The organism is Paenibacillus pasadenensis (assembly GCF_023715725.1).
Classification (GTDB): Bacteria; Bacillota; Bacilli; order Paenibacillales; family Paenibacillaceae; genus Paenibacillus_O; species Paenibacillus_O pasadenensis_A.
Genome location: NZ_JAMBOT010000004.1, coordinates 293941 through 310161, shown reverse-complemented (window position 1 = coordinate 310161; position 16221 = coordinate 293941). Strand labels below are relative to the sequence as shown.

The window sequence follows — 16221 nt, the reverse complement described above, 5'->3', positions numbered from 1 at the left end:
AGAGGAAACTTCCGCGGACTGGGACTATGCCTGCAAATAAATAAATATATGGTATGTAATTCGATATCCGTATTATAGCATGGGTATTAGGAAGTTGCACTCTAAAATATAGGACGTTAGTAACAGAATTTCATGACTAAAGTCGCTGACGACTTCCATGAGACTTCTTTTTGTGGAAGAGGATTCCAAAGAATTTCATAAACAAATATATAGGGGTTGCAAAGACTGCCTCTTTCGCGAACATGCCCGGAAACAGCGGCATATTTAAAGAAGGGCCCCGTTTATGGTATGCTTTGGAGAGAACATTCGGCGAACGGAGCGTACTCATTCATGGATACCAAACAATGCGCCGTATGCGGCCGCGACAAACCAGAGGGGGCGTTCCCCAAGCGAACCGGCCGCAAAGGGCGCAGAGGGACCTGCCGAGCGTGCCAGCGCCGCAGAAAGAGAGATACCGGAAGCGAGGAAGCAGCCTTCGTTCAGCCGTCCCCGGCAGCTTCGCGGCGCGCGGCTGCCCGTCCTGCTGCAGCGCTCCAGACCGCAGGCGAGCAGCCTGGACCGCCAGCGGAATTCCGCCCGGCGGCAGCCGCGAGACCGGCCGCGCATTCTGCGCCAGTAACGCTGGCGCTCGATCCGCTGCATTCGGACAAGCCGTCCTTAAGCGAACTGAGTTCAGCCGTATTGGATACCGACGGCGGGAGCCAGGAAGATGCGGGCCAATCCAAGCGCAAGCGTAAGCGCCGCCGCCGCCGTAAAACCCGCAAAGCCGTCGTAGCGGGACATTCCCATACTCCGGGAACGAGGCTTCCTTTTAAGCCGATCAAGCCGTTTAAAGGAGCATTCTCATATGACCCGTCAGTGCTTAATGACCGGGGAACCGGCATGATTCAGCTGCGCGGCCGCCGTGAAAGCGGCAAGCGCTGGCATACCGAGATTGACCGCGACATTGCGGTGAGAATGGTGCAAGAGGGAGCGGCAGGAATTTTGCACCCGCGGCTCATCCATAAGCTGTACACGAAGAGCGACTTCCGGCTGTTGATTTTGCAGCGGGACAACTATGTCTGCCACTATTGCGGACGTTTCGGAGATACGATTGATCATGTATTTCCGAAGTCTAAGGGCGGTCTCAGCACACCGGCGAACTGTGTATGCGCCTGCTCCGCCTGCAATCTCAAAAAGGCGGATACTTTACCGGATTATTTATAAACATCAGTATCGAAAGATACGATTTCAAGACCGCGATATTAGCCTTGTAGAGGCGATTCGCGGTCTTTTTGCATGGGATGAGAGATTTCTCATCCTCCATTCGGAGATTCTCTATAACCCGCGCCGGGACTGGCGTTAACGGAGCAAGGAATTCTCATTTTTGTACGGAATGAACGCGTTTCCAATAAATCACAACCATTTCCGCTCCGCAGCCGTGCTACTATAGCCCTGTCCGGTAAACGGATGCCACACCAACATGCTTCTCCGCCAAGCGGGGGAACAAAATAGGGGAGGATTCATCTTGAATAAAAAACGTCTGGTAGTCACAGCTGCACTTGCAGCGAGCGTAGCTTTTTCCGGAGTTACGGCAGCTGGAACCGCAAGTGCGGCAGAAGCCAAAACGGAAAAAACGTCCGTTACATTGCAGCAATTATATAGCGCATACGGAATTAACCTGGACGAGCTTCTGAGCAAGCTGCAGCAGAACGGCGGATTTAACTGGTCCGGCTTGATCATTTTCAAACCGCTGCCAAAACCGACGCCAGGCCCGTCGGCTTCTCCGAAGCCATCGCCAACGGCAAAACCGACGACAACGCCAGCGCCAACAGCCAAACCGACTGTAACGCCATCGCCAACGGCAAAACCGACAACAACGCCGGCACCGACGGCAAAACCTACCGTTACTCCATCGCCGACAGCCAAACCAACGACAACTCCGCAGCCGACGACTGCCCCAATCGGGGATTTTGAGCAGCAAGTTGTCAGCCTGGTGAACCAGGAGCGCGCGAAGCAAGGTTTAGGAGCGCTGTCCAGCGATGCTGAGCTGGCTAAAGTTGCCGACGTTAAAGCTAAAGATATGTACGACAATAATTATTTTGACCATAACTCGCCAACCTACGGATCTCCGTTTGATATGATGAAATCCTTTGGCGTGAGCTACAACTATGCCGGTGAAAATATCGCTAAAGGCCAGCGTACAGCTGAGCAAGTAATGAACGACTGGATGAACAGCCCGGGTCACAGAGCGAACATCATGAATGGCAATTACACCAAAATCGGCGTTGCTTATTACAATGGCGTATGGGTTCAAATGTTTAAAGGTTAATGCACTTATACCGTAAAGGCTTGCCGGCATGTGCCGGCAAGCCTTTTATTTTCCCGAATTCCGCCTTATAAGCTTGGATTAGAAATTTTTCATTGAGTTCCTGATCTCTCTGCCTGAGAAGGCGGTTATCCCTTGCGGAGCCTGAGATTGCCCCAATTATCACAAAAATGAGAGCTTTTCATAATTGAAATCTGGTTTTTTTTGGTTGGTCAATTGGGTTGGATGCTGTGTTATTCTGACACCCGTAGGTTTCGTTCGGAGATCCAACCCAAATCACGCTGCATCGCTGAATGCTGCGAACCGACCCAGGAGGACCAATCTGATGCAACTTAAAACAAAGCTTTTTAACATTGTGAAAACCGCAGCCGCCGCTCTTGCCGGCATCGCCATTTTTGCCGCACCTGCTCCGGCATTCGCCGCTTATGATTACAACGCCAAATCCGGCGATACATTCTGGGAGCTGTCGCGTACCTTCGACGTGTCCCTTGAAAGACTGATTGAACTCAACCAGCATGTTGAGCCGACGAACATTTATGTTGGCCTCAAGCTTTCGATTCCGGGCAGCGCCAAAAAGCCTCCCGTCAGCGCAAAAGCCGAAAGCAAGGTGAAGGCTGCGTCATTGAACACAACCCCTAAGCTGCTCAAGAAGGATGACGGCGCGAAACATGTCGTAGCATCCGGAAAGACCTATCAGGTAAGCCGCGAGCTTAACGTTAAAGCCAGCGCTTATACGTCTGCCGCTTCGGAAAACGGCAAATGGGGCGCAGTAGATTACTTCGGCAATCCGCTGAAGGTCGGAACCGTCGCTGTTGATCCTAAAAAGATCCCCCTCGGCACGAAGCTTTACATTACAGGCTACGATTATAATGGACTTCCGACAGGTGGCATGATTGCGACTGCATCCGATGTCGGCGGAGCCATCAAAGGCGACCGGGTCGATCTGTTCGTTCCCGGCACGACGGCTCAAGCCAAAAAGTTCGGTTATCAGTGGGTAAAAGTTCACGTTCTGAAAGCATAAATCAAAAGCAGCCCGGTCTCCCCGTAAAGGAGTTCGGGCTGCTTTTTCTTTTAATAAAGCCGAATGCTCTCCAGCTCTTCCGGTTTGCCTAACAGCTCTGGGACGGTGACCAGCTCATAATTTTTCTGTTTAAGCAGCTGAATCAGCCGCGGCAGAGCTTTTACCGTTCCGCTTAAATCCTCGCCGATGCCTCCGCCGGCATGCTGAAGAATGATGCTCCCGGGGCCGAGAGTCCGCCGTACATTGCGGAGAATCTGATCCGGTCCGAGTCCCTTCCAGTCCTCGGTGTCCACATTCCAATTGACGACATAATATCCCCGGCTTTGGGTCCACAGGAGCTGCTCCGGGAGAATCTCCCCGTATGGAGGCCGGATGAAGCGTGGAGTGAAGCCAAGCTGGCTGTGCAGCAGCTTGTTGGTCCGCTCCACTTGATCCTTAAATTCGCTCATGGAAAGGCTGGCATAGGAGGTATGGTCGTAGGAATGATTGCCTACGGCATGTCCCTCTGCCACGATGCGTTGCACCATATCGGGATGTTTAAGCGCGCGCTCCCCGACGATAAAAAAGGTTGCCTTTACTTTTTCGCGTGCCAGAATATCCAGCACCTTAGGCGTATAATCGTTATCCGGCACATCGTCAAAGGTGAGCGCCACCCGCCTGGAAGTGGCAGGCCCGTGGGTAGCAAACGCGCCGGGAAAATTGCGGGTGAGCGTAATCCATGACACGAGACGTTTGCCAGGACGCAAGGTGGCGGCAGTCTCGGATGAGTGCTCCTGGTCAGATCCAGCAATTGGCTGGGCTGAAGCCTGTTGCGGAATTATAACCAGCAGCAGAGCAAGCAAAGCCGCCGCAAGGAGGCTTGCCGACGGTTGAAGCCATTCCGGTAACCGGCTGCAACGCTTCAAGAAGAAGTGCACCGCCTCACCTCCTAGCTGGGTTTGAGCGATTAGGCCCTCGGCGAATGAAAGAGGCTTGCCGGTTAGCTATTCCCAGTGCGGGCGATGTCCATTCCTTGAAGCGCTAAGTATCATTAAAACTTGAAAATTTGAATCGTGCGTTGAAGCTGGGACGCCATCTGCTGCATCCGCGCGGTTTCTTCCACGATGGATTGAATGGAGACAATTTGCCCGTTCATCGAGGATGCTACCTGCTCGGTGCCTGCAGCCGATTGCTGCGTAATTGCGGAAATATTCCCGATTGCCGAAGAAATCGTCCGCGCATTGTCCAGCATGCTCTCGCTTTCACTGGCAAAAAGCTGAATTTGCTCGGAAATGAATTGCATGCTGGTTACAATCTCGCTGAATACCGCTTCGGTCTCGCGCAGCATTTCCGCCTGCAGCTCAACCGCTTTTTCATTGATGATCATATTGGCAGTGGCGTCCTTGACGCCCTGCTCGATGCCTTTTACAAGGCCGAACACTTCCTTGGTCGAGGCGGTAGACTCCTCAGCCAGCTTGCGAACCTCCTGGGCGACGACGGCAAACCCTTTGCCATGCTCGCCGGCACGGGCCGCTTCGATTGAGGCGTTGAGGGACAGCAGGTTCGTCTGCTCCGCAAGATCGGATATCGTGCGGGTGATGGCAGAGATTCCGCTGGCCGCTTCGGACAGGCGTTCAATAGCGGAGGAGACATGTGCGGCAGCTTCAGCCGTGCGCCGTGTGCCGTCCGCTTGCGTTTCCACCGATTGCTGACCGCGCTGGACGAGCTGCAGGGCAACTTCAGACCGCTCGTTCATCAGCCGGCTGGATTCCGCATAGGAGGCTACCTTCGCTTCAATCTGGCGGATCGACTCGCTCATGTCGCCGACTTCCTCGGAAATCTCATTGGCGCCGGTAGCAAGCTCGCCTGCGGAAGTGGCTACCTGCTCCATTACGCTTTTGACCCCGTTGTTCTTCTCGTAAATGCCTGTGCTCGTTTCGTTAACGAGCCGGCTGATCCGGGACGTATCGCCCAAAATCTCGCGCAGCTTGTCAATCATGCTGTTGAAGGAATGGGCAAGCTGTCCCAGCGAGGAGTTAGAGGCGTCTACGCGCTGAGTGAAGTCGCCTTTAGCAATCCGGTAAGCGACAAGGGTCATATCCTCCATAGAGCTTGTAAGCGATTTCTCAACAACGGAGGAGAGTGGCAGGGAGACGGCAGCGCCGATGATGACGACCACAGCAATCGGCCAGAGCGGCGAGCCGGCAATAAGGCTCAGAATAAGAAAAAAGATGGAGGATGCAGCCAGCGAAGCGAAAATTCCGACACGCACTTTGTTTTTGATGGACAGAGCATGATACCAGTTCATGATTATCGACTCCTATCGCTGCATATAGTGGGCGAATGAAACCATATCTGATATTGTAATCGGCATTCTTTAGGAGAAAATGTAGACCGGGGAAACAGATATAGGGGGAATGATCTAGTTCTGAAGATCGGATTTTTCCATTGGATTCGAGAGGTAAATGAGTCTAAATGCCCGTATTACGGTAAAATATTATCATATTTTGTAAATTTTTAGTTGATGATGGAAAACGCTTGTCCTATAATGTCGCTACAGCTGTGATATTCCTCAGCATGTCAGGTATTTATTCAAAGCATATGAATGGAGGTGAAATTATGACAAGCAGCAGCTATTCGCCTTTAGCCCGTCAGGTGGACTTTGTTTTTCGCCAGCTTGAACCCGAACTCACCCATGCTCCCGCAGGTACGGTACTCATTCATATCCGCAACAACACGGTTGGCAAATACGGAATCCGGCATAATCCGATCGAGCTCAAGTCCTCATCTCCCTCCCCTAAAGGATTGAGCGCCGATCAGGTGAAGGAATTCAGGCAAATGGCCGTTGACGCGCTTAAGCACAAATCGAATTGGACGCATGGCGAAATTTTGTATGATTTTTCCGTTCGCCAAGGGTCTGCATCCAGCTGGTCCGCCAGTATGGCTTGTGAATCAAATTATAATATGGCCAGCTCCCACTTCCGCTACGAGCCGAAACATCCGTCCATATGGGACCGGACCGTTTCGGAAGAGTAATCCGGGTATGTTCCCAAAAAAACAGCCTTTGTCCGCAATGGACAAAGGCTGTTTTTTTGGGGCTTAGCGCATGCGCGCTGCGCCTCCGGAAAGCTGTTGCTCCGCAATTTCAACCAGGCGTTTTGTTATGTATCCGCCCAGAGAGCCAGCATCGCGAGTCGCCATGTTGCCGTAGTAGCCGTCTTGAGGAATTTGAATGCCCAGTGCTTGAGCGGCTTCGTACTTCATTTGCTCGAGAGCGGCTTGGCAACCCGGGACGACCAGTCTGTTGTTGCGAGATCCTGCCATATGTCTCACCTCCTCTTGTTAGGAGGTAGTATGCTTATTCATTTCCATTCTATACTCATTTTGGCAAAAGGATTTTTGAATGCTGTTCTTTTCCTTCGGCAGGCATGGCGCCATGCTGGTGAGCCTCCCCTTCAGACAAGCCGGAAACGTTCGAAATAAGCCCTAGAAATACGGGGAGCAGAAACAGGAAATAGAGGCAAAATGCCTTAAGCGGACTGGCTGGAGGCGCATGTCCTCCGCAATCGCATCCGGCATCGGCTGAGCCGCTGCGCCTGGCGCGCAGTGCTGCAAGCAGTTGGCTGAATGCTAGCGCAAGCAGCATAACAGCGGACAGCTTGACGGGGAAATACAGAGAGGCGTCGACATAAAGCGGAAGCGAGCCGCTCTTCGCCAGGGCAATCAGCGATGCTCCCAGCACGCCAAGCACCGATGCTTTTGCTGCATGGTGAAAGGCAGGGGAAACAGTAGCTAAGCGCATATGCTCACCTCCTAAGGAAGATAGAACGCTTCAAGCAGCCAGGAGCCGGTCAGCACGAGCACGGCGGTTAATCCAATTATTCCGAGCACGACCCGTGTGCGGAAGCTGGCAAACAGCAGCAGCGCGCTTTTGAGATCGATCATAGGTCCGAAGACGAGAAAGGCAAGCAGCGCCCCGTTCTCAAAGCTGCCGCTAAATGAAGCGGCAACAAACGCATCCGATGTTGAGCAGAGGGACATCAGAAAAGCGAGCCCCATTAAAAAAAGATGGGATAGAAGCTGGTTGCTGCCAAGCGCCTCCAGCCATTCCCGGCTCACTGCGGTTTGAAACAGAGCGGCGAGCGCGGCGCCAATAACCAAATATTTGCCCATATCGAACAACTCGTCGGAGGCATGCAGAACGGCCGAGCGCATTTTACCGCCCGAAAGGGAAGCGTTATTGGAGGAAGCTTCGGGAAGACCGGCGTAAAGCGAGGCCAGATCCGCCTTGAGCGGATTGCTCTTCAGCAGCTTCCACAGCATCAAGCCCGTAATTGCTGCTACGGCAAAGGCGAGTCCGACCCGAGCAAAAGCCATCTGTGGCGTATCGTTAAATGCGGTCCATGTCGCGGCGAATACGACCGGGTTGACGACGGGGCCGGCCAGAATATAGACGATGCCCCCATACGCCGGCATTCCTTTACGAATGAGCCGTCTGACGACGGGAATCATGCCGCATTCGCATACAGGAAAGATGACGCCAAGCAGTCCCGCCGCCGTAACGGCAAGCAGAGGATGGCGCGGCATGAGGCGGCGGATGAGACGGTCCGAAACGAATACCTGCAAAAAAGCCGAAAGCGCGACGCCAAGCAGGACAAAGGGCAGCGCTTCAAGCAGGATGCTTATAAAAACGGAACTGAAGCGTGTAATATCCGTTAGCGCCATTCCGGCGGCATCTCGGCGAATAATGAGCCCGGCAGCTAATGCAGCGCCAAGAGCGGAGGCAGCTGTAAGCAGCGGCAGCAGCGATTTGCGCAATTGAATTTCAGCCCTTCCACTGGCTTGTCCAGCCTAAATTCGCCCGTAACGGGCTTTAAAGAAATGTATTCGAGAAGGAGAAATTCTAGAATGAAGGCTGCCGCCCGGTTCCCTTGACAATTTTGTGGTGAAAGCTATAATCGGGCTAAAGGCATTGAACAGAATGGAGTACGCGTCACAAAGCCATTTCCCAGAGAGCCGGCGGCAGCTGTGAAGCCGGCGAAATGAGCAGACGCGGAATGGACTCTGGAGCCGGGCGGATTCGCCCCGAATGATCCCCGTTAACGGATTCTAAGGCCGGTCCGCTCCCTCTGAGCGTTACCCGGTGAATTAGGGTGGCACCACGGTCTCTCGTCCCTTGCGGCGGGAGGCCTTTTTTGCGTCTATATCGAGGTTTGCCAGTAACATGGAAGAAGAAAGGGCATGGTGAACGCAATGAAAAAAGTATTGTCCGGCATTCAGCCGAGCGGGCAGCTTACGCTTGGCAACTATATTGGAGCAATCAAAAACTTTGTCAGCCTGCAGGAAACGCATGAATGTTTCTTCATGGTTGTTGATCTGCATGCCATAACCGTTCCTCAAGATCCCGCCGCTTTGCGGGAGCAGTCCCAATCGGTTGCGGCGCTGTATCTGGCGGCGGGCATCGATCCGAAACGTTCGGCTGTGTATATGCAGTCGCATGTGCGCGCCCACGCCGAGCTGGGCTGGTTGATGACTACGCTGACTTCAATGGGCGAGCTGGAGCGCATGACACAGTTCAAAGACAAGGCAGCCGGTAAAGATTCGGTAGGCGCAGGCCTTTTTGTATACCCGTCGTTGATGGCTGCCGATATTCTTGCCTATAACGCGGATCTTGTGCCGGTTGGCGACGATCAGAAGCAGCATCTGGAGCTGACCCGCGACTTGGCTGGGCGTTTCAACAGCCGTTACGGTGATTTTTTCACCGTACCGCAGCCTTATTTCCCTGAAATCGGGGCTAGGATCATGTCGCTCGACGACGCGTCCAAAAAAATGAGCAAGAGCAACCCGAACGCTGGCAGTTATATCGCACTGCTTGACCCGCCGGATGTTATCCGCAAAAAAATCAGCCGGGCTACGACCGATTCCGGCCGCGAGGTCAAATACGATCCGGCCGGCAAGCCGGAAGTAAGCAACCTGATGGGCATCTATGCCCAAATGTCAGGATTGTCGCTGCAGGAAGTTGAAGCGAAGTATGAAGGCCAAGGCTACGGATCGTTCAAAAAAGAGCTGGCGGAGCAGGTCGTTGCTCAGCTTGAGCCGATGCAGCAGCGCTACCATGAAATCCGCAGCTCCGGTATGCTGGAGGAAGTGCTGCGCGAAGGAGCCGCCAAAGCTTCGGAGACGGCAGAGCTCGTCGTTGAAGGAGTAAGAGAACGGATGGGCTTCTTGAAACGTTAACGGGTTATGCGCGGAAAGCCGTAGGTGGGTTCTCTTAAGGGCGTGGAACGACCTCACGGAGCATGAAAAAGCGAGAACCCGCCCCCGTAAGGGCGTCAAACGACCTTACGGAGCATAAAAAAGCGAGAACCCGCCTCCGTAAGGACGTCAAACGACCTTACGGAGCATAAGCAGGCGAGAACCAGCTCCCGTAAGGGCGTCAAACGACCTTACGGAGCATAAAAAAGCGAGAACCAGCCCCCGTAAGGGCGTCAAACGACCTTACGGAGCATGAAAAAGCGAGAACCCGCCTCCGTAAGGGCGTCAAACGACCTTACGGAGCAAAAGCAGGCGAGAACCAGTTCCCGTAAGGGCGTCAAACGACCTTACGGGTCTAAAAATTCTATCTCGCTCTACAGATTGAACAGGGGCAGGGCAAGAAGTCACATCGCGTGACTTCTTGCCCTGCCCCTTTTTCTATCCGCGCTTCAAACGCGACTTAAGAGCAAAGCCTAATCCGATAAAACCAAACGTGACGACACCGAGTCCAAGCGCGAGCCAGGCATTGTAGCTGATGGAGATTGCGGTGGCGGTCATAAGAGCTATAGACAGCAGAGAATAGATCAAAGCAAGGGGCTTGGACATAAGGCGGGCGCCTCCCGAAATGAATTTGAAAAAAATTTGAATCGCGTAGAATAGAACTTTGCGTTCGGAACATAATAACTTTGCAAGCTTGCAACACACAACACAGTGCGAACTTCGAAAGGAGCAAATCACAATGGCAAGCAACAACAGCGGAAGCAACAGAGTACTCGTACCAGGCGCAAAACAAGCTCTGGAGCAAATGAAATTCGAAGCGGCACAAAGCCTGGGCGTTCAAATCCCTGCTGACGGCTACTACGGAAACGTAGCTACTCGCGATGCAGGTTCCCTGGGCGGCTACATCACCAAGAAACTGGTGCAAATCGCCGAGCAACAACTGTCCGGAACTCAACGCTAAGCTTAGATACAAGATGGTCGCGGCGCCTTAATTGGCGCCGCAGACAGGAAAGCCCAAGGGAAACCTTGGGCTTTTTGCTGATTCAACGTACATAAAGCCGCAAAAAAAGACCCCCTTTATTGTGAGGCAAGGGGGCCTTGCCGGTCAACCGTTGTACGGAGTCAATAAGTGTTCATTCGAAGTCTTTTTTGCAGCCGTTCGTCGCTCAGCCATCCAACATAGGAGCCCAGCGTAACGTAATCCCGGTCCATTACGACAACGGCGACAAAGGGGTATTGCTTGCGATGGCGGTATCTGACGTCAAACCATCTCACCTCATAACCCCAGGTATGCTCCGTAACCTCGGAACAAGAAAAGGAGGTGAAGTAGAGGAATGCTTTAACGGAGGCGTCGAATTTGGATTGATCAATGGCGGGATGCTCCTGGCAGCGGGCGATATTGCTCCAGGTCAGCTTTCCCCGGCGGAGGTCGCCGATGCGGAATGCTCCGTCCTTCATTTTTTTGACGACATTCCAGACGCGGTACGTCAGTGTAGGAATTAAAATATACTGCTCGCCGTCTGCCGCCGATTCGTCCAGCTCCCGCAGCGACCGGGCTGTTCTTCTGTGCTCCAGCGTCCGCCACACATAATAAAGAACGATAAACGAGTAAAGGACCGGAAATATAACCTGCGGCGCAGCAGCTTCAAACGCCCAGAGCAGAAGCGCCGCCACATGGCTTGCAAACAGGAAAGGGTCGAAGATGTGGATGATATTCCACGAAATCCATTTGGATGAAATCGGCCGGGCCGCCTGTGTGCCGTAAGTGTTAAAACAATCGCTGAAAACGTGGATAGAAACGGCAAGCAGCACCCAAAAGCCCAGATGAGTCCAGGGAATCGAGCCTTGCCAGGCCCAAGCGATAGCGGCTGTTATAATGACGGTCCATGCCGCAACAGCCGGCAGGGAATGGGAGGCTCCCCGATGATTGCGTATATAAAGAGCATTGCTCTTCAGCCTTAGGAGCCCGTCTAAATCCGGGGCTTGAGAACCGATAATCGTACCGGCCATAACGGCGCCGAACAGCGCGGGGCTTGCGGCTACGGCCGGATCGACCGTTGCGAGACCGGCTAAGCCAAAGCCGAATACGAGATGTGTGCCAGTATCCAGCGGAGTTCCCTCCCTTAACTTGTCGAGTTTTTATGACGGTAGCATTCCCTTTGAGAACGGGGGCTATCCTGAAGGGGCTTGGACACTTTTCGCAGCAAATGCTAGGATAAGGAAATGTGTATTCGCACAGCGGAAAAGTGACGAGTTAGGAGGGGGTAGAAATGTCTCGGTATGCGTTGATGGTGGAATACAAAATAAAAGAAGAACATCTTGCCGAGTACAGCAGCTTGCTTCGCGAGCTTCAGCTGCAGCATCCGGAAGTGCAGCTGTTTCAAGGAACGGATCAGCCTGGCTTGTACGTGGAAATTTGGCCAGCGGATTCCGAAGAAGAAGCGGCGGCGCGCCAAGAAGAGCGTCTGGACGGACGCTCTGCATGGAAGCCGATCGGCGATTGGACAGCTGGCGAGCCGGGCCGTATCCACGCCTGGACCTTCAAACCGGCGCTTTAGCCAGCTTAGACGTTACATAGCCGGAGTTGTGTTCGTAATCAGCTGGCCTTGGAACGGATATTCATAGTTGATCGGGCCGTCGAAGGTCACGTAATCGAGATTAAGCGTAAGCAGCAGGTAGCGCATTCCTGTAGCGGGATCGCTAATAATGATGTGATCCCGGCCGGCAGCTTCGATTACGCCGCGGAAAATTTTAGCGTTCCACTCTTTGTTGTTTTCGTACGTCATGTAAAACGTGGCCATTTTGCCGCGGTTTAGACGAAGAATATTTTCAATATAAGATTCTTCGGTAGCGGGCAGCGTTTGGACCGTGCCGCCTTGGGGAGTGACAACTGCGCCGCTCGGAACGGCTGGGGGCATCGTCGTCTGAGCAGCGTTCATCATGCCGCCGCCATACATATAATGCATAGGCATTCCGGGATAGGCATTTGCGGCCGCAGCTTGTTGTTGAGCGTACATACGGTAATCATAAGTATTGGACATGGTAATTCCCCGCTCTCTCTGATATTAATGGCTGTTAATGTTTTGCCGGTTAGTACACTTTTGGACAGTCAGACGCCGTCGGGGCGAAGAAGCAATGCGCTTTGTAGCGGCCCGTATTGGCCTGGTTGTACCAGGTGCCGGGGCAGCTGCCGGAAGGGCGAAAAAACCATAATGCGTTGCTGGCCGGATGCTGGCGTTCGCCGTTTATGACACGTTCGGCAAGCCGGATTTCCCGGTCGCGCGCCTTCTGATAAAAATAGCTTTTCTGAACTGCTTCATATCCGCCCGGACTTTGATACACCATATCAGGTATGGACCGGATATTTTTGAAGTCGAGGCAATTGGAACGAATCCGATTTACTCCGACATTGCCGACCATTAACATGCCGAGGTCGCCTTCGCCCTCCGCTTCAGCCCTTAACAAACGGGCAAGCAGCTTGGTGTTTTCCGAGTTCGTTTTGATAACCGCCATCTCTGGAATCACGCTCCTCCTGCGGGGGTCTGGCAACAACTAGCCGGATACCCTCCCGCCTGGGCTCCTGACCACATCTCTAATCTATGCGGCTCATTGGCTGGTGTGCCTTCCGAACAAGCGGTTCCGATGAAAAAAAGTCGAAATCTTGGACGCGGACATGTCGAATTGATGAACAACTGAGCCGCTGCGTTGTCACCACGTTTTATTTTCGGTATCATTAGTACCGTTGACTATTGAAGCTCTTAGCGCTGCGATGCGCTTTTGCTGCTCCAAAAACAGGAGGCGCACGACTGTGCTGAAAGACCTGATTGCACTTACCAAGCCGGGAATCGTTCGGATGAACGCTTTTGCAGCTTTTGGCGGATTTTGGGTAGCATCCCAGTGGAGCATTGACTGGCTGCTGCTGTTTTGGATGCTGCTGGGAAGCTGTCTAACGATGGCTTCGGCCTGCGTTGTTAATAATTACTGGGACCGCGAGCTCGATACGCGCATGGAACGGACCAAAAACCGCGCCCTGCCGACGGGACGTTTGTCCCCGCGTTTTGTATTGATTTATGGCCTTGTGCTTGGCGCTGCCGGACTAGGGCTGTTGTTCGGAATGGTCCATTCCTTAGCTGGCTGGCTCGGCCTGCTTGGCTGGTTCGTCTATATCGTCATCTACACGATCTGGCTGAAACGCAGCTCCACCTGGAGCACCTCGATTGGCGGCATATCCGGCGCGATGCCTCCGGTTATTGGTTATTGCGCGGTGACGGGGACGGTAGATATCGGCGCTTGGATACTGTTTGCGCTGTTGTTTCTGTGGCAGCCGGCTCACTTCTGGTCGCTGGCCATCCGGCGTGTCGAGGAGTACCGCGCTGCAGGTTACCCGTTGCTTCCGGTCGTGAAAGGAATTAAACGCACGAAGCTGCAAATGATTCCGTACGTGCTGCTGCTCATTCCGACCGTCATTCTGATGTACACGTATGGTTACACGGGGCAGTGGTTTCTGTGGATCAGCGGCATTCTTACTCTTGTCTGGTTTGCACATACGCTTACCGGCATGAGCGCCAAGTCGGAGGAAAAAACAGAGAAGTGGGCTAAAGTGAACTTTCTCATCTCTGTGAATTATTTGCTCGTTGTGTTTCTGCTCATGATTGCCGATACGCGCCGCGACGCGGACGCATCGGCCTGGATTACGAGCCTGTTCCCTTGATCCGGAGCCTGTTCGGCTGCGCCGGACAGGCTTTTCATTTTCAAGAATCATAAGTGCATGTATGGTTATCCCCGCTGTCCGCTAAGCAGCGGGTTCATGTTTGCGCAAGCTTGCTTGCGCTTACATGACGAATTATGGAATAAAGGAGAGAATACCGATGTCATTTGTTCGCAAACATGCGTTCAAAATTGCTCTATTTGCCTTGTGCGCCCTTATGGGATTATATCTGTTATACGTTAACCTTCAAGAAAACAGCAGCAGCGTCAACTTGCCCATCGACAAGCCGGCACCGCATTTTACGCTTCAGAACGCTCACGAGGACGGCAAACAGGTCAGCCTTGAGGAGTCCAACGGCAAGGTGCGCCTGATCTATTTCTATTGGGCAAGCTGCCCGGACGTTTGCCCGGCAACCACGTTCATTCTGTCCAAGGTACAGGACAAGCTGAAGGAAGAAAAGCTGTTCGGCACTAAAGCCGAAATCCTTTCCGTTTCGTTTGATCCCGAACGCGACACGCCGGAAAAAATCCAGGCGTTTGCCACCAAGTTCCAAGCCGATACGACCGGCTGGAAGTTCCTGCGCAATCCGAACGCCGCCGCTTCCGAGAAGCTGGTGAAGGACTACGGGCTGATGCTGATTAAAGACGAGAATAACAACTACAGCCATAATGACGTGATTACCGTTGTAGACAAAAAAGGCAATATCCGCAAATACATAACCGGCGGCATGGACACCAAAAAAACGCCGGATGAAATTGCCGCTTCCATCGTTGAAACGGTAAAAGCATTGGACTAAGCATGCTGGCCTGCGCCGCCGTCCCCCTGCCGGGAGACGGGGGATCGCCGGCTTTTTTCATTCCATCCAGCTGCGTTAACCGCTCAAGGAGGTGCCTTTTAAATGGCATTATTAGGTTCAATCTTGCTGAACAACATCATTCCATTGTGCATCATGATTATCATCGGCGTTGTTTTACAGCGGATTTTTGAGCTGGATATCCGGACGCTGTCTAAGCTGAACTTTTATTTGTTTTCACCGGCAGTCATTTTTAAACTGCTTTATACGACAGATATTCCGGTGGCCCTTATCGGACAGGTGCTGCTGTTTTTTGGCGTGTTCATGGCGCTTCAATACGCGCTGCTCGAGCTGGTCGTGCGGCTTCGCGGTTATGAAGGAGGAATGCGTGCGGCGATGCGCAACAGCGTGCTTTTTTACAATAGCGCTAATTATGGCATACCGCTAAACCAGCTTGCTTTTGCCGCGAATCCGTTCACGCTCTCGATCCAGGTGCTGGTAATGATGATGCAGTCGCTGCTGCCGAACACGTATGGAATTTACAGCGTTAATGCCCATAAAACGAGCATTGCCGGGATCCGCCGCCAGATTGTTTCCCAGCCGGTCATTTATGTCATTCCGCTTGCTTTTGCGCTTAACTGGGCTGCTATGCCGATTCCGGTGTACCTGTCTACGCCTCTCGATTACGTCGCTAACGCTTTTATCGGAACGGCGCTGCTGACGTTAGGCGTACAGCTCGGCAGCATGAAACGGGAAGGGGGCTTGGGCGGCAAAAGACAGCTCGATCTCGTTCTTTCGCTGTCGCTTCGTCTGATTGCCGGACCAGCCCTTGCCGCGCTGACGGTATGGATGCTCGGCATTGACGGGCTAGCGGCTAAAGCGCTCATTGTCAGCTCCGCCGTGCCAACCTCGCTCAGCAGCGTGCTGCTTGCCGTTGAATTCGACAACGAGCCGGAATTTTCATCCCAGACCGTGCTGCTGTCCACCGTCCTCAGCATTGTTACGGTAACGGCCGTTATTGCGCTGCTCGGCATTTAAGCTTCCTTCAAAAAATATGTGCGTCCATTATTAGATCGCTGGCAGTTGCTGCCGATAATGGTAAGTACATCATGATTTGTGCCTGCCCGCAGTGCGGCGCGGAGCCCGGAGGGAGTCCG

The 16221-nt window shown here is 53.1% G+C and carries 19 protein-coding genes; 10 read left to right on the top strand and 9 right to left on the bottom strand.

The window, feature by feature from the left end; translation table 11 throughout:
• Positions 1-330 precede the first annotated feature (330 nt).
• The 3 genes from M3223_RS12830 to M3223_RS12820 all read left to right on the top strand — a co-directional run bounded on the left by M3223_RS12830 (position 331) and on the right by M3223_RS12820 (position 3329).
• On the top strand, positions 331-1206 hold the full coding sequence (locus tag M3223_RS12830; protein WP_251561981.1) for an HNH endonuclease: 876 nt from the start codon (positions 331-333) through the stop codon (positions 1204-1206).
• A 301-nt stretch (positions 1207-1507) separates the two neighbouring features.
• Positions 1508-2311 (top strand): CAP domain-containing protein, encoded by an 804-nt coding sequence (locus tag M3223_RS12825; RefSeq protein WP_251561979.1) that lies wholly within the window; start codon positions 1508-1510, stop codon positions 2309-2311.
• Between the two features lie 322 nt (positions 2312-2633).
• Positions 2634-3329, top strand: a complete 696-nt coding sequence (locus M3223_RS12820; RefSeq protein WP_251561976.1) for a 3D domain-containing protein — start codon at positions 2634-2636, stop codon at positions 3327-3329.
• A gap of 50 nt (positions 3330-3379) precedes the next feature.
• Here the strand turns inward: M3223_RS12820 and M3223_RS12815 are convergent, their stop codons facing one another.
• Positions 3380-4246 (bottom strand): polysaccharide deacetylase family protein, encoded by an 867-nt coding sequence (locus tag M3223_RS12815; RefSeq protein WP_251561974.1) that lies wholly within the window; start codon positions 4244-4246, stop codon positions 3380-3382.
• Between the two features lie 113 nt (positions 4247-4359).
• Positions 4360-5616, bottom strand: coding sequence for a methyl-accepting chemotaxis protein (locus M3223_RS12810; protein ID WP_251561972.1), 1257 nt, complete (start codon positions 5614-5616; stop codon positions 4360-4362).
• Between the two features lie 311 nt (positions 5617-5927).
• Here M3223_RS12810 and M3223_RS12805 point away from each other — a divergent pair, with 311 nt between their 5' ends.
• Positions 5928-6344, top strand: coding sequence for an O-methyltransferase (locus M3223_RS12805; protein ID WP_251561970.1), 417 nt, complete (start codon positions 5928-5930; stop codon positions 6342-6344).
• A 63-nt stretch (positions 6345-6407) separates the two neighbouring features.
• On the opposite strand, the gene M3223_RS12800 is transcribed toward M3223_RS12805, so the two are convergent.
• From M3223_RS12800 to M3223_RS12790, 3 genes are read right to left on the bottom strand one after another with little or no spacing between them, the layout of a single operon-like run.
• Positions 6408-6632, bottom strand: a complete 225-nt coding sequence (locus tag M3223_RS12800) for an alpha/beta-type small acid-soluble spore protein (RefSeq protein WP_251561960.1) — start codon at positions 6630-6632, stop codon at positions 6408-6410.
• Between the two features lie 55 nt (positions 6633-6687).
• Positions 6688-7110 (bottom strand): DUF1980 domain-containing protein, encoded by a 423-nt coding sequence (locus M3223_RS12795; RefSeq protein ID WP_251561958.1) that lies wholly within the window; start codon positions 7108-7110, stop codon positions 6688-6690.
• Between the two features lie 11 nt (positions 7111-7121).
• Complete coding sequence (locus M3223_RS12790) at positions 7122-8126, bottom strand: permease (RefSeq protein ID WP_251561956.1); 1005 nt, start codon at positions 8124-8126, stop codon at positions 7122-7124.
• Positions 8127-8561: 435 nt separating this feature from the next.
• Between M3223_RS12790 and trpS the strand changes: the two genes are divergently transcribed.
• On the top strand, positions 8562-9545 hold the full coding sequence (gene trpS / locus M3223_RS12785; protein WP_251562314.1) for a tryptophan--tRNA ligase: 984 nt from the start codon (positions 8562-8564) through the stop codon (positions 9543-9545).
• A 456-nt stretch (positions 9546-10001) separates the two neighbouring features.
• On the opposite strand, the gene M3223_RS12780 is transcribed toward trpS, so the two are convergent.
• A complete protein-coding gene (locus M3223_RS12780; protein ID WP_251561954.1) occupies positions 10002-10169 on the bottom strand; it encodes a hypothetical protein in 168 nt (55 codons plus the stop codon).
• Positions 10170-10302: 133 nt separating this feature from the next.
• Here M3223_RS12780 and M3223_RS12775 point away from each other — a divergent pair, with 133 nt between their 5' ends.
• Complete coding sequence (locus tag M3223_RS12775) at positions 10303-10524, top strand: alpha/beta-type small acid-soluble spore protein (protein WP_251561952.1); 222 nt, start codon at positions 10303-10305, stop codon at positions 10522-10524.
• Between the two features lie 161 nt (positions 10525-10685).
• Here M3223_RS12775 and M3223_RS12770 read toward each other — a convergent pair whose 3' ends face one another.
• A complete protein-coding gene (locus M3223_RS12770; RefSeq protein ID WP_251562312.1) occupies positions 10686-11672 on the bottom strand; it encodes a metal-dependent hydrolase in 987 nt (328 codons plus the stop codon).
• A 161-nt stretch (positions 11673-11833) separates the two neighbouring features.
• Between M3223_RS12770 and M3223_RS12765 the strand changes: the two genes are divergently transcribed.
• Positions 11834-12121 (top strand): hypothetical protein, encoded by a 288-nt coding sequence (locus M3223_RS12765; protein WP_251561950.1) that lies wholly within the window; start codon positions 11834-11836, stop codon positions 12119-12121.
• A 12-nt stretch (positions 12122-12133) separates the two neighbouring features.
• Here M3223_RS12765 and gerQ read toward each other — a convergent pair whose 3' ends face one another.
• Both gerQ and M3223_RS12755 read right to left on the bottom strand, forming a co-directional pair.
• Positions 12134-12604 (bottom strand): spore coat protein GerQ, encoded by a 471-nt coding sequence (gene gerQ / locus M3223_RS12760; RefSeq protein ID WP_435368014.1) that lies wholly within the window; start codon positions 12602-12604, stop codon positions 12134-12136.
• Between the two features lie 49 nt (positions 12605-12653).
• Positions 12654-13076 (bottom strand): cell wall hydrolase, encoded by a 423-nt coding sequence (locus M3223_RS12755; RefSeq protein WP_251561948.1) that lies wholly within the window; start codon positions 13074-13076, stop codon positions 12654-12656.
• A gap of 295 nt (positions 13077-13371) precedes the next feature.
• Between M3223_RS12755 and cyoE the strand changes: the two genes are divergently transcribed.
• From cyoE to M3223_RS12740, 3 genes are all read left to right on the top strand, one after another.
• Positions 13372-14274 (top strand): heme o synthase, encoded by a 903-nt coding sequence (gene cyoE, locus M3223_RS12750; RefSeq protein ID WP_251561946.1) that lies wholly within the window; start codon positions 13372-13374, stop codon positions 14272-14274.
• Between the two features lie 157 nt (positions 14275-14431).
• On the top strand, positions 14432-15067 hold the full coding sequence (locus M3223_RS12745) for an SCO family protein (RefSeq protein ID WP_251561944.1): 636 nt from the start codon (positions 14432-14434) through the stop codon (positions 15065-15067).
• A 102-nt stretch (positions 15068-15169) separates the two neighbouring features.
• On the top strand, positions 15170-16102 hold the full coding sequence (locus M3223_RS12740) for an AEC family transporter (RefSeq protein ID WP_251561942.1): 933 nt from the start codon (positions 15170-15172) through the stop codon (positions 16100-16102).
• Positions 16103-16221: the final 119 nt, after the last annotated feature.